The organism is Polaribacter sp. 2305UL8-11, assembly GCF_058147165.1.
This window is the reverse complement of record NZ_JBYVJW010000006.1, coordinates 15,904-39,234: the sequence shown is the minus strand read 5'-3', so window position 1 is coordinate 39,234 and position 23,331 is coordinate 15,904. Positions and strand designations below refer to the sequence as shown.

The window sequence follows — 23,331 nt, the reverse complement described above, 5'->3', positions numbered from 1 at the left end:
TTATTTTTACTATAAATATTACTCTTTTGAATAATAAAAACTCTTCTGCTTTACATGAAAAAGATGGTGTTTCTCCTCCAGAAACCACCAATAAATTAAGTGCAGAAAAAATAAAACAAAACAGAGCCAAAAAAAATTCTGTAGAAGAATTTGTTACAAAAATTTTAGCAGGAAATATTCCTTTTTTAAGTAGAGCAATTACGTTGGTAGAAAGTACAAACGCTAAACATCAACAAAAAGCCAACGAAATTTTAGAACAATGTTTACCCTATGCAAATAAATCTGTTAGGATAGGAATTACTGGAGTTCCTGGTGTTGGAAAAAGTACATTTATAGAAGCTTTTGGAAAACATTTAACTTCTAAAGGAAAAAAAGTAGCAGTTTTAGCTGTAGACCCAAGTAGTTCTGTAAATAAAGGTTCTATTTTAGGTGATAAAACCAGAATGGAACAATTAGTTACAGATAAAAATGCATTTATAAGACCTTCTCCTTCTGGCTCTTCTTTAGGTGGAGTTGCACAAAAAACCAGAGAGAGTATTATTTTGTGTGAAGCTGCTGGTTTTGATACTATTTTGATTGAAACTGTTGGTGTTGGGCAATCGGAAACTTTAGTTCACTCTATGGTAGATTTCTTTTTATTACTAAAATTGGCTGGTGCTGGTGATGAACTACAAGGAATTAAACGCGGAATTATAGAAATGGCAGATGCAATCGTAATTAATAAAGCTGATGGAGAAAATGAGAAAAACGCTAAAATCGCTAAAGTCGAATTCAACAGAGCCTTACATTTATATCCTTTAAAAGAAAGTAATTGGCAACCCAAAGTTTTAACTGCAAGTGCTTTAAAAAATTTTGGAATTGATAAAATTGATGAAATGATTGCTGACTATATTTCTTTAACAAAAGAGAATAATTACTTCCAAACTAAAAGAAACGAACAAAATAAGTATTGGCTATTGTCTACCATAGAGCAGCAATTAAAATCTAATTTTTATCAGAATTCAAAAGTAAAAGAAGCTTTAGAAGCAGAAATAAAGAAATTAGAAAACGGAAAAACAACGCCTTTTAGTGCTGCTAAAAAGTTATTGGAATTGTAGTTTGGCTTATTGTTTTTTAAATATTAATACTTATAAATTTCAATCTTCATTATTATCAACTACATATTCACCCCATTCTGCAATAGATTTTAGTAATGGTATCGCAGTTTTACCAAAATCAGTTAAAGAATATTCTACTTTTAAGGGTGGTTTTGTGGTATAAACTTTACGTTTTATAATACCATCTTCTTCCAACTTTTTTAGTTGTAAGCTTAAAGTACGTTCTGTAACGCTTTTCATTTTTTTACGTAATTCATTATAACGAAGAGGCGCATTAATTAAATGAAATAAAATAACAGTTTTCCATTTTCCGCCAATAATCCCCATAGTTACACTTGCACAACAGGGATATTCCTTACCTTTTACAATATACATACTCTTTTATTTTTATAATAATTTACTACTATCCTTTTTGACCGTTCTTGTGAGTTTACAAAACTATATATATTTTTGTAACTATAAAAATGATAGTATAAAATTAAAACAATAAAAATGAGTTTTTTAAAAGCAATGCAAGAACGTTATACCACAAAAAAGTATGACAATACCAAAAAAATAAGTTCAGAAAAAATAACAGAATTAAAAGAAATTCTAAGGTTAAGTCCTTCATCAATCAACAGTCAACCTTGGAAATTTACATTTGTTTCAGATACAGAAACTAAGAAAAAATTTGCTGAAGCATCTTTTTTTAATGCTCCAAAAATTGAACAATGTGATACATTAGTTGTTTTTAGCAGAATAGATAATATTAAGGCTTTCGAGAAGCAAATAAATGATAGCTTACCTGAAGGTGCAGTTGGTTATTACAACAACTTTTTAAAAGATAAGCCAGCTAACGAAATTAAATCTTGGTTTAGCGACCAAACGTATTTGGCTTTAGGTGTATTTTTAAGTGCTTGTGGAGTAATGAATATTGATGCAACACCAATGGAAGGTATTGAGCCAGAAAAGTACAATGCTATTTTAGATGATGAAAATTACACAGCTTTGGTTGGTGTTTGTATTGGTTATAGAGATGAAAATGATGGAAATATGCCTTCTAAAAATCCAAAATCTAGAAGACCAATAAAAGAAGTTGTAAAATCAATTTAAAATTTTAAAAATATCATTTAACTAATATTTGACCAAATCTTAGACGATTTGGTCATTTTTGTATACGCTTTTTTTATAGGTAAGTTTTTTTCTTGAGATAAATTACTATCTTCTTGCAGAATTGAAATGGCAGTATTTCTAGTAGCAACTAATATTTTAGAATCTTTAACAACATCTGCAATTTTTAAATTTAAAACACCACTTTGTTGTGTTCCCATTAAATTTCCTGGGCCACGTAATTTTAAATCTACCTCAGCAATTTTAAAACCATCAGAAGTTTCTACCATTGTTTTTAATCGGGTTTTACCTTCTTCAGATAATTTATAACTAGATAGTAAAATACAATAACTTTGGTCTGCTCCTCTACCAACTCTTCCCCTTAATTGATGCAATTGAGACAGCCCAAAACGTTCAGCACTTTCTATAATCATAACACTTGCATTAGGCACATTTACACCAACTTCTATAACAGTTGTAGCTACCATAATTTGTGTTTCACCTTTTACAAAACGTTGCATTTCATAATCTTTATCTGCAGCTTTCATTTTTCCATGTACAATACTAATTTGGTATTTTGGACTTGGAAATTCGCGAGAAATACTCTCATAACCATCCATTAAATCTTTGTAATCCATAGCTTCAGATTCCTGAATTAAAGGATACACAACATACACTTGCCTGCCTTTTGCAATCTCATCTTTCATAAATTTAAAAACCGACAATCTGTTACTATCAAATCTGTGAACCGTTTTTACTTCTTTTCTTCCTGGAGGTAATTCATCTATTACAGAAATATCTAAATCTCCATAAACTGACATTGCCAAAGTTCTAGGAATTGGTGTTGCAGTCATTACTAAAATATGTGGGGGTAGCTCGTTTTTAGACCACAATTTTGCGCGTTGTTTCACTCCAAATCTGTGCTGCTCATCAATAATGGCAATTCCTAGATTTTTAAATTGCACTTTGTCTTCTAACAAAGCGTGTGTACCAATTAAAATATGCAAACTTCCATCTTCTAAATTTGCATGAATTTCTCTTCGTTTTTTAGTTTTTACAGAACCTGTAAGAATATCAACTTTAACATCCATTCCTTCTAGAAGTTCTGAAACTGCTATAAAATGCTGGTTTGCCAAAATTTCTGTAGGTGCCATAATTGTTGCTTGAAATCCGTTATCAATTGCTAAAAGCATGGTTAACAAAGCTACTATAGTTTTCCCAGAACCAACATCACCTTGTAAAAGTCGATTCATGTGAGCCCCAGAAGCTACATCTTTCCGAATTTCTTTCAATACTCTTTTTTGGGGATTTGTTAAATCGAAAGGCAAGTTAGTGCTATAAAATTCATTAAAAATAGCACCAACATTTTCGAATACAAATCCCTTATTTTTTGTTTTATTGATGAGCTTTTTACGCAATAATTGTAGTTGAATAAAAAATAATTCTTCAAACTTTAATCTATTTTGCGCTTTGGCTAAGTTTTCTTGACTTTTAGGAAAATGCGCATTTAATAAGGCATCTCTTTTATTCATCAACTTAAAATCGTTAATAATTTCCTCTGAAAGACTTTCTTCTATTCTATCGTAAAATTGTTGCAGTAAATTCTGAATGTAATTTCGCATCAGCTTATTAGAAACTCCAGAATTGGTCAATTTTTCTGTAGATGGATATACAGGTTGCATCTTTGTTTGCAACTTTTTTTTGTATTCTGTAAGTAACTCCATCTCTGGATGTGGTATGCTAAAATTACCATTATAATGATTCAATTTTCCATAAACAACATAGGGCTCATTTATCTTTAGTGAATCTTTTATCCATTTTTGCCCTTTAAACCAAACCAATTCCATAGAACCAGATACATCTTGAAAAGTGGCTACTAACCTACTTCCTCTTTTTTGAGCCACAGATTTCACATTAGTTATCTTACCTACTACTTGCACTTCAGAAGAATTTGGCTGTAATTCTTTTATTTGATAAAATCGAGTTTTATCAATATATCTAAAAGGAAAAAAATTGAGTAAATCATTACACGTTTTTATACCTAATTCTGTATACAAAAGCGTTGCTCTTTGTACACTAATTCCTTTAATATATGTAATTGGATAGTTTAAATTCAACTTAAGAAAATCTTAAAAAACGAAAATACATAAAACTTAGTGTTTTTTTTATTAAATTTAAAACCAAGTGCATATCTATTTCGTAGATATTAATAGTAGTTGTGACTTAATAGAATATTTAGTGTCTTACAATTAAGTAACGTTAAACCATTTTATTACTTTTGCAACTTTTAAAAAATGTTTTTTTTATGATTAAATATCTAATAAAAACGAAATTATTTGGGGGAATAATTCGTTTAAAAAAAATTAGTTTTATACTAATATTTCTATTTTCTTTAAATTCTTATTCGCAATATTTACATAGTAGTTGTGATAATGGAGCTGCAAGTTTTATTTGGAGTACAACACCTTCTGGTAATAACGATTTTGATTGGCCAGATGGAGATTTAACAAGAACACTAAACAATGTAGATGGTAGTGGAGTTAATATTACCTATACCTTTTCTGGAGAAACTGGTACGTTAGCTCAATGGCAAGGAAGTACATCTACCACAAACTCTCCAGCTGTTGGTACAGATGCAGACCCAGGTGAAGCTTTACAGTTCTTTACTAGTGGTTTTACTTCTGGAAATGGAGTTACCATAACAATTTCTTTTAGCACCCCAGTATATTCTGTAGGATTCGATTTATTTCATGTAAATGGAAATGGTACAAATGGAGATAAATATACCATAACAGCAACAGATAATTTTAATAATACTATTTTTCCAACCTTTACAAGCTCTGCCAATCCATCATATACAGTAGATAATAATACAGGAATTATCAATTCTACAAATAATGGTTCTACAGCAGGAGATGATGACAATGTTGGAGTAAATTTTTCTGATACCGATAAAATAAAATCGATTACAATAGTATGGCAAGATTGTGATACTTGTACTCTTGGATCCGTTCATGGTTCTGGTTTATTAGGATTTACATTCTGTGAAAATTTTAATGATGTAGATAGTGATGGAGTTCCAGACAATGTAGATATTGATAATGATAATGATGGTATTTTAGACATTACAGAAGGTGCTTGTCCAGGAGTTGCTTTAACAACAACACCAGATAGAATTACTGTAGCAGATGGAGCTACAGGAACTTTGCAAAGTATAGATGTTTCTTCTTTAGGCTTAGAAGTTGGAGATTTAGTTTCCGTAAGTAATGTTCGTGCAAGAGGTGATGTAGATGGAGGAGCTGCTAGTAATGAAACCTTTAGCTTAAACTTTAATAGTGGCACAATAGACAGTGGTTTGTTTGTAAGAAGTACACAATGTAGTACAACTTTAGATGCGGCTTTTCCTTTTGTGCAAAGAAATCTTACAGTTATAGACATAGACCCTGGAGCTGGAGTAACCCCTGGTATTACAATACAGGCTACTACAGCAGCTGGTGTAGGTAATTTTTGTAGCGATGGAAGTGGCGCTTATGCTTTAGAGTATACAGTAGATTTAAATTGCGTTACCTCTAGAGATACAGATGGAGATGGTGTAGCAGATTATTTAGATTTAGATTCAGACAATGATGGAATTCCAGATATTATAGAAGCACAATCTACAACAGGTTATGTAGCTCCTACAGGTTTAGATTCTGATAAAGATGGTTTAGACAATGCTTATGATATAACACCTACAGGTAGTGTTACTGGAGCAGGATCTATTGGTATTACACCTCAAAATTCAGACAACACAGACAATCCAGATTATTTAGATTTAGATTCAGATAATGACGGTATTTTTGATGTTGTAGAATCTGGAAGTGGTCTTGCAAATGATGGTAGTGGTAAAGTTACAGGTGCAGTAGGTACCAATGGACTGATAAACACATTAGATAATGGAGATAATTATACAGACCCAAATGGTTCTTTTGACAATACACAAACAGATAATTTTACAGACTCAGATGGAGATGTAACTACAGGAGGCGATGTAGATTATAGAGATGTCCCTGGTTTAGATAGTGATAATGATGGTATTGTAGATGCAAATGACTTGGATGATGACAATGATGGGATTTTAGATGTCATTGAAAATGGGAATTGTAATATTTCTCAAAAAGAAGAAGTCATTATTTTATATAGCAATGATTTTGGTACAGGTACAACAAGAGTATCAGATCCGAATGTTAGTAATCATACTTATGATACAAGTGGAGCTATTCCAGATGGCTCTTATGCAATAATTTCTTCCTCAAACCCAGGACTTCCTTTTTATAATACTACAAATTCTAATGGAAATTTAGATGCAAATATAGATCAATTCACTGGTCCTGCAGGTGGTTCTACTTCTGGCAGATTTTTATCTATTAATATGATTAATTCTGCTCCTGTAGAGTTTTATCGTCAACCTATTTCAAATTTAATCGTGGGCGCAGATTATAGATATCGATTAGATTTAGCAGGTTTAGCAGAAGGAACTCCAGATATACCTATTTTTAGATTAGAAGTTCAAAATACCAGTGGTACTACATTGGCATCTGTTAGTTCTACAGGACTAGGAGTAGCAAATGATGATATTTGGAGAAGAGTTGTCTTAAATTTTACTGCCACTACTAGTAATATTAACATTGTTATTTTTAACGATCAACCTAATGGAGGTGCAGGAAATGATGTTGGTTTAGACAATATCGTTTTTGGAGTTTTACAATGTCCAGCAAGTTTCAACGATAAAGATGGAGATGGAATACCAAACTCATTAGACTTAGATTCTGATAACGATGGTATACCAGATGTTATCGAATCTGGTGGTACAGATGCAAATAGAGATGGTAGAGCAGATGGTATTGTTGGTACTACTCCAACAACAAATGGTGTTCCAAGTACAGCAGGTACAGGCAATACACCAACCAATTCAGATGGAGACTCTATACCAAATTATTTAGATATAGATGCTGACAATGATGGTATTCCAGATAATATAGAAGGACAAACTACAAGCGGATGGATTGCTCCTAGTGGAGTTGGTACAGGAATTACAGATGTAAATAATAATGGAGTAGATGATAATTACGAAACTGGTGGATTTGTTGGTTTAAATCCTATTAACACAGATAATCAAGACAACCCAGATTATACAGACTTAAATTCTGATAATGATACAATTAGCGATATTAATGAAAACGGAGATACAGATAACACCTTATCTGGAACAGATACAGATGGAGATGGTTTAGATGATAATTTTGATGATAATAACGATTCTGCAATTCCAGGCTCAACCGTTAATGACAATCACAACCCTCCCAATGCTTCAAATTTAGGAGATGTAGATGGAGACATTGGTTCTGGTGGAGATGTAGATTATAGAGATACAGCAGGTTTAGATACAGATAATGATGGTATTGCAGATGTAGATGATTTAGACGATGATAATGATGGTATTTTAGATACTGTAGAGAGTTCTTGTACAAACCCTTCTGCTACTTTTTCTACTACACCACAAGCCTATTGGTCTTTAGACAATAATACAAATGACATCTCTGGAAATGCTCACAACCAAAGAGGAACAGCAGACACACCTACATTTTCAACAGATGCAATTCAAGGAACTCATTCTGCAATCTTTAATGGTACTTCTAACAAAATCCTATACAGTCAAAATGGTGCTTTTATGGAGCAAGCCTATACACAAATTAGCTTTTCTGCTTGGATTAAACCATCAACAGTAAGTGATAACAGAATTATTTACGAAGAAGGTGGAGGTACAAACGGCTCTATTCTATGGATGGACGATGGAGTTGTTATGTACACAACAAGAAATGGTGGTGCAGGGTCAGAAACTACAGTTTCAAGTTCAGTAACATTAACAGTAGATGGTCTTTGGCATCATGTAGCAGCAACTTTTAGTGCTTCTGGAGCAAATGGTATATTAACAGTATATGTAGATGGTGTATCAAACTCAACTACGGCTACCTACAATAGTATTCCTGGTCATTCTGATGATGGTGGATTAGGAGGAATTCATGGTGGTTCAACTTCAAAATCAGGCACTTTAACATTTTATGGAGGTTTAATGGACGCTGTAAGATATTCTAATACAACAGCTTGGTCTGCTAATGACATTAAAAAAGAGTCTCAAAAAATTTGTGATTTAGATGGAGATGGTATACCTAACCATTTAGATTTAGATTCAGATAATGATGGTATACCAGATGTTATAGAATCTGGTGGTACAGATGCAAATAGAGATGGTAAAGCAGATGGTACAGTAGGAACAACTGTAACTACCAATGGAATACCTAGTTCTGCAGGAACAGGAAATACTCCAACAGCAACAGCAGATGGAGACAGTATTCCAGATTATTTAGATATAGATGCAGACAATGATGGTATTCCAGACAATATAGAAGGGCAACCTACAAAAGGCTATATAGCTCCAAGTGGTGTAGGTACTGGAATTACAGATGCAAACAATAATGGTGTTGATGATAATTATGAAACAGGAGGTTTTGTAGGTCTAAATCCAGAAAACACAGATGGTACAGACAATCCAGATTATATAGATACAGATTCAGACAATGATGGGGTATTAGATATTTCAGAAAACGGAGATGCAGATAATACTTTATCTGGCACTGACTCAGATGGAGATGGTTTAGATAATAATTTTGATGATAATGACGATTCTGCCATTTCTGGATCAACTGTAAATGACAATCATAACCCACCTGCACCAGCTAATTTAGGTGATGGAGATAATGATGCAAGTAGTCCTCTTGGAGATTTAGATTATAGAGACACAATTGGTGCTCAAGGTACACCAATGATTACACAAGTATATCAATTTGGTTCAGAAAGATGGATTGAGATAACCAATGTAAGTACAACAAATTCTATTGATGGAAATTTGATTAAAATTCAGTTATATAAAAATAAAACAGGAGATCAAACAGGTGTAATTCCAGATGTTGCATATACAGTACCTACATCATTAGCACCAGGTAAATCTATTTTATTTAAAAATACTGGAAATGTAATTGCAAATTTAGGTGCAGATGCAAGTATTGTAGACAATAATTTGTTAACAGATATAGAAGGAGGTGATGATATTATAACCCTATCTCTTACTATTTTTGGGACTTCTTGGGCAAATAGGTATGATGCAATAACTTCAGTTGGTAACAAAACATCTTATGTAAGAATTGATGAAAGACTTACCACAAATGCAAATTATACTCCAAGTGAATGGGTTGTTTTTGTAGATGATGCATTAAACCCATATAGACTTTTAGGAGCAGGTGGTGCAGAAAGACATCCTCATGATCCATTAATTTCAGAAATTATCAACTCTAACACAGACGCTAATACTTTGTTAGGTTTGCACAGAATAAATATAACTACAAGAACAGGTGGAGTTTGGAATAATGGATACCCAGATCGTTCTCGTTTTGTGGTTATTAATGAAGATTACAATCATACAACAGCAAGATTAAGTGCTAGAAAATTAACAGTAAATACAGGTAATAAATTAGGTGTTACTAACAATCTATTAGTTGTAACCAATGATGTTGTTTTAAATGGAGATATTCGTTTAATAGACCCTTCAGGTAATAGCAACGCTCAATTTATTCAAACACATACATCTTCAAGTTTAGTTACTGGATCTGGAAGATTACTAGTTGATCAAAACTCTACTGTACCTAGCAAATATCGTTATAACTATATTGGTTCTCCAGTAAAAAATTCAGCAGGAGCAACAGATTATACTGTAGCAAATGTTTTAAAAGACGGAACAAATTCAACAAATTTTGATGGAGTTGTCAATGCTTCAACTGCAACTGGTATAGCCAAAAATATTAGCTTTATAGGTGGTTATGATGGTAATTTCACAAATAGTCCTTCAGGTTCAATAGAATTGGCAGGTCATTGGATATATACCTATGCAGCAAGTGCGGGTACAAGAGCTTCTTGGGTTCAGAAAAAAAGCTTAGGATCAATACCAAATACAGATGGATTTATTTTTAAAGGACCAGGTAGAGCCCAAAATTATACATTTATGGGAGTTCCTAAAGACGGTAACCTAACCACAGTTATTGGTAAAGATGAATCTTATTTGCTTGCAAACCCATTTTCATCGGCTATTAGCGTTAAAGAATTTATAGAAGACAATGTAAATTCAATTAATGGTACCTTATATTTTTGGGAACATGCTGGAGAAGAAGCAAATACTGTAGGAAGTGAAGGTCATAATTTTGCAGGTTACATTGGTGGTTATGCTACAAGAACAATTCTAATGGGCGTGTCTGCTAGAAATGCTTTTTCTGGGGCTGTTGATAAGGATTTACAAGCAGAAAGTGCTACAATTACTGGAGGTACAACACAAACAGTTTCAACTCCAGATGGTAATATTAATGTAGTTACTTTAGATGCTGCTACAGAATCTATAGAATTTAAAAACATTCCAAATACTGCAGATAATATAAGAATTAGATACAAAGCAGATGTAGACAAAGACATTCAAGTAAAAGTAAATGGAGTTACAAGACAAGTAGTTACTTTAACAGCAACATCTAGCAATTTTGCGTTGTTAAGCTTTGCAATTTGTGTAGAAACTACAAATAATATTACATTAACTTCTTTAGATGCCAATAGCGTTCAAATAGATTTATTAAATTTAGAAGATGCAGATGGTCAATTTATATGTGCTCCAGGTTTAGGAGACAATAGCATTACTTATACAGAGCCAAAACCATATATTGCAATTGGTCAAGGATTTTTTGTACAAGGTGATGATGTTGATGGTGGTACAATTGTTTTTAATAACTCGCAAAGAGAGTACAAAACAGAAGGTGCTGAATCTGTTTTCTTTAAAACTGCTAAGAAAAGTAGAACCAATAACAATAGTACAGCTGTACCAATAATAAAGCTAGGCTTAAATTATAAAGGTACAGATGCTGATGAGAATTTTTACCATAGACAAATTGGTATTTCTTTCAGTCAATTTACGTCTTTTGAATATGACAGAGGTTATGATGCACAAATCTATGATTTAGGAAACACCGATTTTTATTGGAAATTCCCTAATGATGAAAGAAAATTTGTAATTGCTGGGGTACAAGATATTTCTACTGATTTAGAAGTTCCTTTAGAAATTGTAATGGGTTATTCTGGAAATATTAGTATTAAAGTAGACGAAATGAAAAACGTAAATCAAAGTGTTTACATTACTGATAAAGTTTCAGGAATATCTCAAGAAGTTATCAACGGAACTGCAAATTTCACTTTAGAAAAAGGAGAATATAAAGATAGATTTGTTTTGGCTTTTAAACCAAGTGTTGCTCTATCTGTAGATGATAATGAAAACATAGTAAATAATTTCACAAAAATCTATACAGATAACAGTAATAAATTATTAGTTATTGCTAAAGAGCAAGATATTAATATTAATAAAGTTAAAATTTATTCAATCTTAGGAAGAGAAGTAAGTACTTGGAATATTAAAGAGCAAAAGCAAAAATTAGAGCTAAAATTAAATTCTAAATTGCCAACAGCTATTTATGTTGTAAAATTACAAACCAATAAAGGTGAAATTTCTAAAAAAATAATTATTGAATAATTATCAATAGAATAATAAAACAAAAATAGCGACTTTGAGGTCGCTATTTTTGTTTTAAACTCATACTTACCCTCTATTTTAAAATAATTTAAAAAATAAGATAACCTATTATTTAGCGTATATTTGCATCTCATTAGAATTTAGAAAATGAGACTACACAGAAATTTAACCTTTGCTGTTATAGACAGTATTAGAGATATATTTAATGAAGGAGTTTATGCTGATAAAGCTGTAGAAAAAGCCTTAAAAAGAGACAAACGTTGGGGAGCAAGAGACCGTAAATTTGTTGCAGAAACAATTTATGATATCGTTCGTTGGAATCGTTTATATGCAGAAATTGCAGAAGTAAAATTACCTTATGACAGAGATAATATTTGGAGGCTATTTTCTGTTTGGTGTATTTTAAGAGGAATTGCATTACCAGATTGGAATCAAATTGGTGATGTACCAGAAAGAAGAATTAAAGGGCGTTTTGCAGAGTTGTCAAAAATTAGAAAATTTAGAGAATCTATTCCAGATTGGATGGACAAAATCTGTGTTGCTGAACTTGGAGAAGAAATCTGGACAAAAGAAATCGCAGCTTTAAACCAACAAGCAAAAGTAATTTTAAGAACAAATACCTTAAACATATCTAAAGAAATTCTTCAAAAAAAACTAAGAGCAGAAAACGTAATTACAGAATTTGTCCCTAATCATCCAGATGCTTTAGTATTGCCAGAAAGAGCCAATGTATTTAAAACAGAAGCATTTCATAATGGTTTATTTGAAGTACAAGATGCTTCATCTCAATTAGTGGCTGCGTATTTAGATGTAAAACCAGGTATGAAAGTTGTAGACACTTGTGCTGGTGCTGGTGGTAAAACATTGCATTTATCTGCATTAATGGAAAATAAAGGGCAAATTATTGCCATGGATATTTATGAAAGTAAATTAAAAAAATTAAAAGTTAGAGCTAGAAGAAACAAAGCACATAATATAGATATGCGTGTGATAGATTCTACAAAACCCATTAAAAAATTACATGGTAAAGCAGACAGAGTTTTAATTGATGCACCTTGTTCTGGTTTAGGTGTTATTCGTAGAAATCCAGATTCTAAGTGGAAATTACAACCAGAATTTATAGAAAACATTAAAAAAGTACAACAAGAAGTATTGCAACAATATTCTAAAATGGTAAAACCTGGAGGAAAAATGGTGTATGCAACTTGTTCTATTTTGCCATCAGAAAATCAAAATCAAGTTAATACTTTCTTAACATCTGATGCTGGAAAAGAGTTTACCTTTGTATCCGATAAAAAAGTATTAGCTCATATTTCTGGTTTCGACGGATTTTATATGGCACTTTTAGAAAAAAAATAACTTTACTTTTTAATTGCTAACAGTAAAGTTTTTATAAATAGAAAAAGAAATTGTTTAATAAAACAATGTATGTTAAAAAAAATATCACTTTTTATCGCTCTTGCTTTTGCAACAGTTTCTTATGGGCAACAAAGTTATTATAATGATGTAAATTTAAATCTTACTGGCATTACTTTAAAAGAAGAATTAGCAACTAAAATTATAAGTACACACACACGTTTTCTATTTTATGATCAAATTTGGGATGCTAGTAAAGCTACAGATGTAAACCCAAATAACAGTTCTCAAGTATTGCTAATTTATGGTTTTGAAAACGGTACAGATGCAGATGTAACAAACGATAGAGAAAGAGGTATAAATAACAATAGTGGAAACTCTGGAGACTGGAACAGAGAACATGTTTTTTCGCAATCTTTAGGAGTCCCTCCTTTATCAGATTCTGGTCCTGGTTCAGATGCACATCATTTAAGACCAGCAGACGCACAAAGAAATTCATCAAGAAATAACAGAAAATTTACAGCTGGGTCTGGAAATTCTGGAGCCCAAGTTAATGGAGGTTGGTATCCAGGAGATGAATGGAAAGGAGATGTTGCAAGAATGATGATGTACATGTATGTAAGATATGGAGACAGATGTTTAACCTCTAATATAGGAATTGGAGACAACTCCTCTACTCCAGATGATATGATTGATTTATTTTTAAAATGGAATGTAGAAGATCCTGTATCAGATTTTGAAAGACAACGAAATACGTATCACGAAAACACCTCTAATCAAAATGCACAAGGTAATAGAAACCCTTTTATAGACAACCCAATTTTAGCAACTAGAATTTGGGGTGGTGCAAAAGCAGAAGACACTTGGGGTATTTACACAAACTCAGATACAGAAGCACCATCTGTGCCTGCAAATGTTACCATTACAAATATTACAACTTTCTCTGTAGATATTTCTTGGACAGCTTCTACAGACAATACAGCTACAACTAGCTACGATGTTTTTGTTGATGGAAAACTTATTGTAAATACTACAAATACCAATACAACAATTAAAGGTTTAGAAGCAAATAAAAAATATTCTTTTACAGTGTTAGCTAAAGACATTGCTAACAATTTATCTGCCCAAAGTAATGCTAAAGAAGCTACTACATTAGTAGATGATAAAGCTCCTTCTGTACCTGCAAATATTACAATAAGTAATCAAACTACAACATCTTTTGTGGTTTCTTGGAGCAAGTCTACAGACAACACAGCTGTTACTGGTTATGATGTTTTTTTAGATAGTAATAAAATAGCATCTGTAACAGAAAACATGTACACTGTAACCAATTTAACAATTTCAACTACTTACAACGTTCAAGTTTTAGCAAAAGATAAAGTAGGCAATCAATCTGCTTTAAGTGCTTCTGTAACAGCTACAACAAACGGAAATAATAGTGTTTCTACAGAAATTTTCTTTTCAGAATATTTAGAAGGTTCTTCAAATAATAAAGCCTTAGAATTAGTAAATTTAACAGCTTCAGATATCGATTTAAGTGCTTATACCATTAAAAGACAATCAAATGGTGGATTAAATGGTGCTGATTGGGAGTGGGATTTACAATTAACAGGAATCATAAAAGCCAAAGACGTTTTTGTAATTGTAAATGAGGCAGCTGGAGAACATCCTGCAAGTAAATCTCAAAAAGCGATTGCTGCTGGAAATTATTTAATTTCTATTGCAGATTATATTAGAGTTCATGATGGAAATACAAATTTTGGAGCTCCTATTAATTTTACTGGAGATGATCCAATTGGTTTGTTTAAAAATGATGTTTTAATTGATATTATTGGTACTTATAATGGTGGAAAAGTAAATTTTGCAAAAGATAAAACACTAAGAAGAAAAAAAGAGGTTATACAACCAAATTCAACATTCAATTTAAATAATGAATGGGATGTTTTTTCTAAAGACACAGCAGATGATTTTGGTAAATATTATAATGTTTTAAGTACAGAGAATTTTAATTTAAAAGGTTTACAATTCTATCCAAACCCAGTAAACAATAGGTTATTTATCAGGAATACAGCAAATTACATTATTAAAAACGTATCTATTTATACTATTTTAGGTAAAAAAATAGCTACCATTAAAAACCTTACAGACAAAATTAACGTCCGTTTTTTATCAAAAGGAATTTATATTCTTAAATTTGATATTGATAATAAACTGTTTACCACAAAATTTATCAAAAAATAATGAAACAAAAATTACTTTTTTTAATTGCATCAATATCCTTTTTTCTAGGGTATTCACAAATCCCAACAGGGTATTACAACAATGCAACAGGAAGTGGTTACACTTTAAAAACACAATTAAAAACCATCATATCTAATGGTCATATAGATAAAGGATATGGAGCCTTATATGATGCATATAAAACTACAGATAACGATTCTTTTTTTGAAAAAGACAATACTGTTTTAGATATGTATTCAGAGAATCCTACTGGATCAGATCCTTACAATTTTAATCATTGGGTTAGAAACTGTGGAAGCTCACCAAGTAATAACGAAAATTCTTGTTACAATAGAGAGCACATTTTTCCACAAGGTTTTTTTAACAAAAGAACACCTATGAGAACAGATGTTCATCATGTGGTTCCTTCAGATTATTTTGTAAATCAAAAAAGAAGTAATTTTCCTTTTGGAGAAGTTTCTAATGCAACTTGGACTTCTAATAATGGGTCAAAATTGGGTAGCAATACTGCTTTTAGCTATTCAGGTACTGTATTTGAACCTTTAAATGAATTTAAAGGAGACATTGCAAGAATGCTACTTTATTTTGTAACTAGGTATGAAGATGAAATAACCAGCAACAATTGGAAACCCCATACAGACAATAACAATCCATTAAATGGCACCAACAATCAAGCTTACGAAAGCTGGTATATTAGATTGCTATACAAGTGGCATTTACAAGATCCTGTTAGCCAAAGAGAAATTGTTAGAAACAATGAGGCATACAAATTTCAAGGCAATAGAAATCCATTTATAGACAAACCAGAATATGTTGCACAAATTTGGGGTCAAGTTTTATCTACAAATACAATTTCTACTTTAGAAAATGTTGCTGTATATCCTAATCCATCTTCTACTGGTAGTGTTACCATTACTGTTCCTAATCAATTAAAAATAAATGAAATTGTTTTGTATTCTGTGATTGGTAAAAGGGTATATCAAACAAAAAAGCCAATTTTAAGAAATCATAAAATTAGAATTAAAGACTTAAAAAAAGGGATTTATTTACTTAAAATAACAAGTAATCAAACCAGTATTTCTAAAAAAGTTATTATCAATTAATATCTTTTTATTTTTAGCGAACACGTTTTCGCAATGTTAATATCTTTTTATTGTTTCACAAAGTATTGAAAAGTAACTTTATAGAGTTGATTTTCAATACTTTTAAAAAATGAAAAAAAGAATATTATTCTTACTATTATTTATTGGCATACAAATTTCTGCACAAGTACATACTTCGTATTTATGGCACATGCAACAACCAATTTATTGGCCAGATAAAAGTGTAAATAACCCTTTTGAGTATCAAAAAGTTTGGGAGTCATATCAACTCAAACAAAATGGAGGTAATACTTATTCTAGTGGTTTGGCACATCCTTTAAATAACTTACAAGAAATTTTTGGGAAGGCAGATAGAGTAAATGCATACCAATGGGAAACTAGAAATGCTATTAACTCAATTAAACATCACACTAATGCTGGAGCACAAGTAAATTATGGAGGTTGTTTAATTGAAAACATGAATTCTTTAGCGTCAAATAATGCTTGGGGCTATAAATCAGATTGGACAGATTACATAAAAGAAGCTCAAAATTGGAAAACAACTAACAATTTTCCTAGAATGGATGTTACTGGTTTTACTTGGCATCATGTTTTATCACCACTAGTAAGCGATAGAGTTCTTAAAAAAGAAATTCAAGGTCACAAATACATTGTAGAAAACAATTTTAATGGAAACATTTCTAAAGGATATTGGCCTGCAGAATGTTCTTTTTCTGAAAGAATTATTCAAGTTTTAGTAGAAGAGGGTTTTGAGTGGTCTGTGGTTGCAAATAGTCATTTGGCAAGAACTTTAAATGATTATCCAAATACAAATTTCGGCACTTCTGGTGTCAATACAAATCTGCCAAATAAAGCAGATAAAGTAACTAAAAATGGTACAAATTGGTGGAGTGGACAAATAGATGGTAGAGGAGGCACTTTTGCAGCACCCTACTCTTATCAAGCACACAAAGCAAAATATGTAAATCCAGAAACTGGTATAGAATATAAACTAACAGTTGTGCCAATGGCAGATTTGTTAAGCTACAAAGATGGTTTTTCAGAACAAGGTACAGGAGATATTGATACTAATATTGCACCTTATTCAGACCCAAATCATCCATCCATTTTATTATTAGCTCATGATGGAGACAATGCTTGGGGAGGTGGAGCAAGTTATTACCAAGAAGCTGTAAAAAACTTTACCAATGCTGCTGCCAATAAAGGATATACCCCAAATACAATTCAACAATTTTTAAATGATAATCCTGTACCAGAAAATACTTTAGTAAAAGTAGAAGATGGCTCCTGGGTAAATGCTGCAAATGATTGGGGAAGTCCGCAATTTATAAATTGGTTATGGCCAATGTATACATCAAATTTTAAATTTGATGCTAATGGCTGGACAGAAGATGCTAGAAATTGGGCTGTGCTAACTGCTGCAGAAAATTTTGTAATTATGGCAGAAGATATAGAAGGTAATAATCAAATTAAAAACATTGTAAACCCAACTGCTATATCAAAAAAATCGGAATTGGCTTGGAACGCACTTTTACCAGGATTTACAAGCGGTTATATGTATTATGGAAAAGCCATTGATATGGAAATTAAACAAACCATTGCTGCTAATAACGCTGTTCTAATTGCAAAACAAGTAACTGATAATCATTTAAATAATGATACAACAAAACCCTCTGTTTTTATCCCTCAAAGATATCCTTACAATCCAGGAGAAATTGGTTTTGGACCAACTTATGGTTATAAACAACACTTAAACTCTGCAGATTTTTCTGTTTGGACTTTTGCTTTTGATGTGAGCGGAATTCAGTCTGCAAAACTAAAATTCAGAACAGACAAAGATGGTAAAAACCCAATCACAAATAATGATAACGAAACGTATGCTGGAGGTACTTCTGTGGGTGATTGGGAAAGCATTTTAATGACCAAAAGAGTTTTTCCAAAAGGAAATATTACTAATGATTCTGAAATTGATTTTTTTGTATTGCCCAATTTTATTGCAGATCAATATTATGCCAAAATTGAAGGGAAATCTGAAGTTTTATTAGATTATTATGTAGAAATAACAGATACAAAAGGAAATGTTGAAAAAACAAAAATCCAACATGTTTGGGTTGGTAAAAATTTAGATTTAGCTCCAAAACTTTCCTTTACTCCAGAGAATAATTATTCGGAAAATGCAATTGATGTGACCATTTCTGCAACAGACTCTAAAGATCCAAGTCCTATAATTTATTTTACTTTAGATGGTTCTGAACCTACTATAAATTCAAACTCTGCAACTTCAACAAAAACCATAAACATTACAGAAACTACAACTATAAAAGCGTTTGCTATTGATAAAGATGGAAATAAATCTGATATTGTAACCAAAACATATAATATTGGTAACATACCAGATTTCACGGTTTATTTTAAACCAGATGCTAATTGGTCTGTAACTCCTAAAATTTATTGGTGGAATGCAACACCTAAAAATAATTTAGCAGACCAAACTTGGCCTGGAATTGAAATGCAAGTCCACAATTCTGAATGGTATAAACATACTTTTTCTGGAGTTTCTGCAATCAATATTATTTTTAATAACGGTTCTGGAGGTAATGGAAACCAAACACAAGATATTGTAAATGTTACAAGAGAAACTTGGTATCAATGGAATAATGGTGTATTAAGTACAAAAGCTGAGAATGTAAATGATTTTAAAGTTTACCCAAATCCTGCAACAAGTTTCTTAAGAATTGATACAACAATCAATGCAAATAAATTCAAAATTTACAATACACTTGGTAAAGTTATTTTAAATGGAAAAATTATGCAAAATCAAATAGATATTTCATCTTTAAAAAAAGGAATCTATTTTTTGAAAATAATCAACAATTCAAATGAAATAAAATCGATAAAATTTATAAAATAAAGGTTGTTTAAAAACCGTGAATAACTATATATTTTCAATAAAAAAAACCTCTATAATTAATTTGAAAAAAAGTAAATTTGCATTTTTACAACAACACGCAAACACATCACTAAAATGATTCATTTCTTTGGAAATATAGACAGCAAAGTATTTGCTGTTCAAAGCACGAAAAAATTAGCTCAAAAAACAATAGAAAAATTAACTTGGTTGTTTGGCAATAAAAATAAAATAGAAGCGTCTTCAATTGACGCTTTTTTTATTGGACCAAGAGCAGCTATGATTACACCTTGGAGTACAAATGCTGTAGAAATTACTCAAAACATGGGGATTTCTGATATTATTAGGATTGAAGAATTTACAGCAGTTTCAGAAGAATTTACAGATTTCGACCCAATGATTTCAGAAAAATTTATTGGATTAAATCAAGATACATTTACAATAGACATCCAACCAGAAGCTATTTTAGAAATTGATGATATTGCTGCCTACAACAATCAAGAAGGATTGTCTTTAAGTGATGAAGAAGTAGCGTATTTAAATGGAGTTGCTAAAAAAATAGGAAGAAAATTAACAGATTCTGAAGTATTTGGTTTTAGCCAGGTAAACTCAGAACACTGTCGTCATAAAATATTTAACGGAACTTTTGTTATTGATGGAGAAGAGCAACCTACTTCCCTATTTAAAATGATTAAAGAAACTTCTAAAGAAAATCCGAATGATATTGTTTCTGCCTACAAAGACAATGTTGCTTTTATAAAAGGCCCAAAAGTGGAACAGTTTGCTCCAAAAACAGCAGACAAACCAGACTTTTACGAAACCAAAGATTTCGATTCTGTAATTTCATTAAAAGCAGAAACACACAATTTCCCAACTACTGTAGAGCCATTTAATGGAGCTGCAACTGGTTCTGGAGGAGAAATTAGAGACAGATTGGCTGGAGGAAAAGGGTCTTTACCATTAGCAGGAACTGCTGTATATATGACTTCATATTCTCGTTTGGAAGAAAACAGACCTTGGGAACAAAAATTTGAAGCTAGAGATTGGTTATACCAAACTCCAATGGATATTTTAATCAAAGCCTCAAATGGAGCTTCAGATTTTGGAAACAAATTTGGACAACCATTAATTACAGGCTCAGTATTGACTTTTGAGCACGAAGAAAATGCTGCATCTAGTGATGCTAACCCAAGAAAATTGGGTTTTGATAAAGTAATAATGCAAGCTGGAGGAATTGGTTATGGTAAGGCAGACCAAGCAATAAAAGACACTCCAAAAGAAGGAGATAAAATTGTAATTCTAGGTGGAGAAAATTACAGAATTGGAATGGGTGGTGCTGCAGTATCATCTGCAGATACTGGAGAATTTGCATCAGGAATTGAATTAAATGCTGTGCAACGTTCTAATCCAGAAATGCAAAAACGTGCTGCAAATGCAGTTCGTGGAATGGTAGAAAGTGATGAGAATTTTATTGTTTCTATTCACGATCATGGAGCTGGAGGTCATTTAAATTGTTTGTCTGAACTGGTAGAAGATACAGGAGGAAAAATAGATTTAGATAAATTACCTGTTGGTGACCCAACCTTATCAGCAAAAGAAATTATTGGAAACGAATCTCAAGAAAGAATGGGATTGGTAATTGCTGAAAAACACACCAAAACTTTACAAAAAATTGCAGAACGTGAGCGTTCTCCAATATACACTGTTGGTGATGTTACTGGTGATGATCGATTTACTTTTGAATCTAAAACTAATGGAGCTAAACCTATGGATTTAGCTATGGAAGATATGTTTGGTTCATCACCAAAAACAATTATGACAGATAAAACTGTCATCAGAAAATATAAAAATCCACGTTACAAAACTAAAAATTTACAAATCTATTTAGAGCAAGTTTTACAATTAGAAGCTGTTGCTTGTAAAGATTGGTTAACGAATAAAGTAGACAGATGTGTTGGTGGTAAAGTTGCCAAGCAACAATGTGTGGGACCTTTGCAGATTCCGTTGAACAATGTTGGAGTGATGGCTTTAGATTATAATGGAAAAGAAGGAATTGCAACTACAATTGGGCACTCCCCTATTTCTGGATTAATTCATCCAGAAGCTGGAAGCAGAAATTCTATTACAGAAGCATTAACAAATATGATTTGGGCGCCATTAAAAAATAATTTAAAAAGCGTTTCATTATCTGCAAACTGGATGTGGCCTTGTAAAAACGAAGGTGAAGATGCACGTTTGTACAAAGCTGTAAAAGCAGTCTCAGAATTTTCTATTGATTTAGGAATCAATGTTCCAACAGGAAAAGATTCTTTATCAATGAAACAAAAATATCCTGATGGAGATGTAATTTCTCCAGGAACCGTAATTATTTCTGCTGCTGCAAATTGTAATGAAATTAGCAAAGTTGTTGAGCCAGTTTTACAGGTTGATGGTGGTACTATTTACTACATCAATATTTCTCAAGATGATTTTAAATTAGGAGGAAGTTCTTTTAACCAAGCATTAAATGCAATTGGAAATGAAGCTCCTGATGTAAAAAATGCAGCTTATGTAAAAACTGTTTTTAATACCATTCAAGATTTAATTAAAGCAGATAAAATTGTTGCAGGACATGATGTTGCTTCTGGTGGTTTGATTACAACTTTATTAGAAATGTGCTTTGCTGATGTAAATTTAGGAGCTAATTTTGATATTTCTTCATTAAACGAAGAAGATTCAATCAAAGTACTATTTGCTGAAAATTCAGGTATTGTTTTTCAAGCAGATTCTTCAGTTGAAAGTATCTTATCAGAAAATAATATTGAGTTTTTCAATATTGGAACTGCAAATAATTCAGGAAAAGTAAACATCAAAAATAACGAAGACAAATTCGCTTTTGATGTTGCTGAAATGAGAGATGTTTGGTACAAAACATCTTTTTTATTAGATCAAAAACAAACAGCTAACAATTTAGCTCAAGACAGATTTGATAATTATAAAAAGCAACCATTAACTTATAAATTTCCTGAGAATTTTACTGGAAAATTAGAGGACGTAATTAACTCTTGTCATTCTGAGCGAAGAGAAACGAAGTCGAAGAATCTTAAAGTAGAAAAGATTTCTCCACAAGGTCGAAATGACAAACCCAAAGCAGCCATCATCAGAGAAAAGGGTTCCAACTCAGAACGTGAAATGGCAAATGCCATGTATTTAGCTGGTTTTGATGTAAAAGATGTACACATGACCGATTTAATTTCGGGTCGTGAAACTTTGGATGACATTCAGTTTATTGGTGCTGTTGGTGGTTTCTCTAACTCTGATGTTTTAGGGTCTGCAAAAGGTTGGGCTGGTGCTTTTAAATACAATGCAAAAGCAAATACGGCTTTAAAGAATTTCTTTAAAAGAGAAGATACTTTGTCTGTAGGTATTTGTAATGGTTGTCAACTTTGGATGGAATTAGAATTGATAAATCCTGAGCATGAAGTGCATGGAAAAATGCATCATAATGATTCTCAAAAACACGAAAGTTCTTTTACTTCTGTAAAAATTCAAGAAAACAATTCTGTGATGTTATCATCTTTAGCAGGAACAGAATTAGGTGTTTGGATTTCTCATGGTGAAGGAAAATTCAGTTTACCAGAAGCTGAAGAAAATTATAACATTGTTGCCAAATATGGTTATGAAGGATATCCAAATAACCCAAATGGTTCTGATTTTAATACAGCTATGCTATGTGATAAATCTGGAAGACATTTAGTAACCATGCCACATATAGAGCGTTCTACTTTTCAATGGAATTGGGCAAATTATCCAAAAGGGAGAAAAGACGAAGTTACTCCTTGGTTAGAGGCTTTTGTAAATGCTAAAAACTGGATTGAAAATAAAAAATAGTTGTTATATTTT

At 31.9% G+C, this 23,331-nt stretch carries 10 protein-coding genes; 8 read left to right on the top strand and 2 right to left on the bottom strand.

Annotated elements, in window-relative coordinates:
• Positions 1 to 26: 26 nt before the first annotated feature.
• Positions 27 to 1,097 (top strand): methylmalonyl Co-A mutase-associated GTPase MeaB, encoded by a 1,071-nt coding sequence (gene meaB, locus ACY2RW_RS06875; protein WP_490121972.1) that lies wholly within the window; start codon positions 27 to 29, stop codon positions 1,095 to 1,097.
• 39 nt (positions 1,098 to 1,136) lie between these two features.
• On the opposite strand, the gene ACY2RW_RS06870 is transcribed toward meaB, so the two are convergent.
• A complete protein-coding gene (locus ACY2RW_RS06870; protein WP_490121971.1) occupies positions 1,137 to 1,472 on the bottom strand; it encodes a winged helix-turn-helix transcriptional regulator in 336 nt (111 codons plus the stop codon).
• Positions 1,473 to 1,589: 117 nt separating this feature from the next.
• Between ACY2RW_RS06870 and ACY2RW_RS06865 the strand changes: the two genes are divergently transcribed.
• On the top strand, positions 1,590 to 2,189 hold the full coding sequence (locus ACY2RW_RS06865; protein WP_490121970.1) for a nitroreductase family protein: 600 nt from the start codon (positions 1,590 to 1,592) through the stop codon (positions 2,187 to 2,189).
• Positions 2,190 to 2,206: 17 nt separating this feature from the next.
• On the opposite strand, the gene recG is transcribed toward ACY2RW_RS06865, so the two are convergent.
• Positions 2,207 to 4,303, bottom strand: coding sequence for an ATP-dependent DNA helicase RecG (gene recG / locus ACY2RW_RS06860; RefSeq protein WP_490121969.1), 2,097 nt, complete (start codon positions 4,301 to 4,303; stop codon positions 2,207 to 2,209).
• 188 nt (positions 4,304 to 4,491) lie between these two features.
• Here recG and ACY2RW_RS06855 point away from each other — a divergent pair, with 188 nt between their 5' ends.
• From ACY2RW_RS06855 to purL, 6 genes are all read left to right on the top strand, one after another.
• Positions 4,492 to 11,841, top strand: a complete 7,350-nt coding sequence (locus tag ACY2RW_RS06855) for a DUF8693 domain-containing protein (protein ID WP_490121968.1) — start codon at positions 4,492 to 4,494, stop codon at positions 11,839 to 11,841.
• 147 nt (positions 11,842 to 11,988) lie between these two features.
• Entirely contained in the window at positions 11,989 to 13,200 is a 1,212-nt protein-coding gene (locus tag ACY2RW_RS06850) for an RsmB/NOP family class I SAM-dependent RNA methyltransferase (protein ID WP_490121967.1), read from the top strand.
• A 69-nt stretch (positions 13,201 to 13,269) separates the two neighbouring features.
• Positions 13,270 to 15,438: an endonuclease gene (locus ACY2RW_RS06845; RefSeq protein WP_490121966.1), complete on the top strand. Its 2,169-nt coding sequence runs from the start codon at positions 13,270 to 13,272 to the stop codon at positions 15,436 to 15,438.
• Positions 15,438 to 16,541: an endonuclease gene (locus ACY2RW_RS06840; RefSeq protein ID WP_490121965.1), complete on the top strand. Its 1,104-nt coding sequence runs from the start codon at positions 15,438 to 15,440 to the stop codon at positions 16,539 to 16,541. The genes ACY2RW_RS06845 and ACY2RW_RS06840 overlap by 1 nt, the downstream gene beginning before the upstream one ends.
• A gap of 109 nt (positions 16,542 to 16,650) precedes the next feature.
• Positions 16,651 to 19,452 carry a starch-binding protein gene (locus ACY2RW_RS06835; RefSeq protein ID WP_490121964.1) on the top strand — a complete coding sequence of 934 codons (2,802 nt, stop codon included), beginning with the start codon at positions 16,651 to 16,653 and terminating at the stop codon, positions 19,450 to 19,452.
• A 114-nt stretch (positions 19,453 to 19,566) separates the two neighbouring features.
• Positions 19,567 to 23,319, top strand: coding sequence for a phosphoribosylformylglycinamidine synthase (purL, locus tag ACY2RW_RS06830; protein ID WP_490121963.1), 3,753 nt, complete (start codon positions 19,567 to 19,569; stop codon positions 23,317 to 23,319).
• Positions 23,320 to 23,331: the final 12 nt, after the last annotated feature.

What these genes read in the sequence shown, in the direction of transcription:
- ACY2RW_RS06870 (WP_490121971.1), bottom strand. Translation starts at nt 1,472, where the DNA reads ATGTATATTGTAAAAGGTAAGGAATATCCCTGTTGTGCAAGTGTAACT.
- ACY2RW_RS06865 (WP_490121970.1), top strand. Translation starts at nt 1,590, where the DNA reads ATGAGTTTTTTAAAAGCAATGCAAGAACGTTATACCACAAAAAAGTAT.
- ACY2RW_RS06855 (WP_490121968.1), top strand. Translation starts at nt 4,492, where the DNA reads ATGATTAAATATCTAATAAAAACGAAATTATTTGGGGGAATAATTCGT.
- ACY2RW_RS06850 (WP_490121967.1), top strand. Translation starts at nt 11,989, where the DNA reads ATGAGACTACACAGAAATTTAACCTTTGCTGTTATAGACAGTATTAGA.
- ACY2RW_RS06845 (WP_490121966.1), top strand. Translation starts at nt 13,270, where the DNA reads ATGTTAAAAAAAATATCACTTTTTATCGCTCTTGCTTTTGCAACAGTT.
- ACY2RW_RS06840 (WP_490121965.1), top strand. Translation starts at nt 15,438, where the DNA reads ATGAAACAAAAATTACTTTTTTTAATTGCATCAATATCCTTTTTTCTA.
- ACY2RW_RS06835 (WP_490121964.1), top strand. Translation starts at nt 16,651, where the DNA reads ATGAAAAAAAGAATATTATTCTTACTATTATTTATTGGCATACAAATT.
- purL (WP_490121963.1), top strand. Translation starts at nt 19,567, where the DNA reads ATGATTCATTTCTTTGGAAATATAGACAGCAAAGTATTTGCTGTTCAA.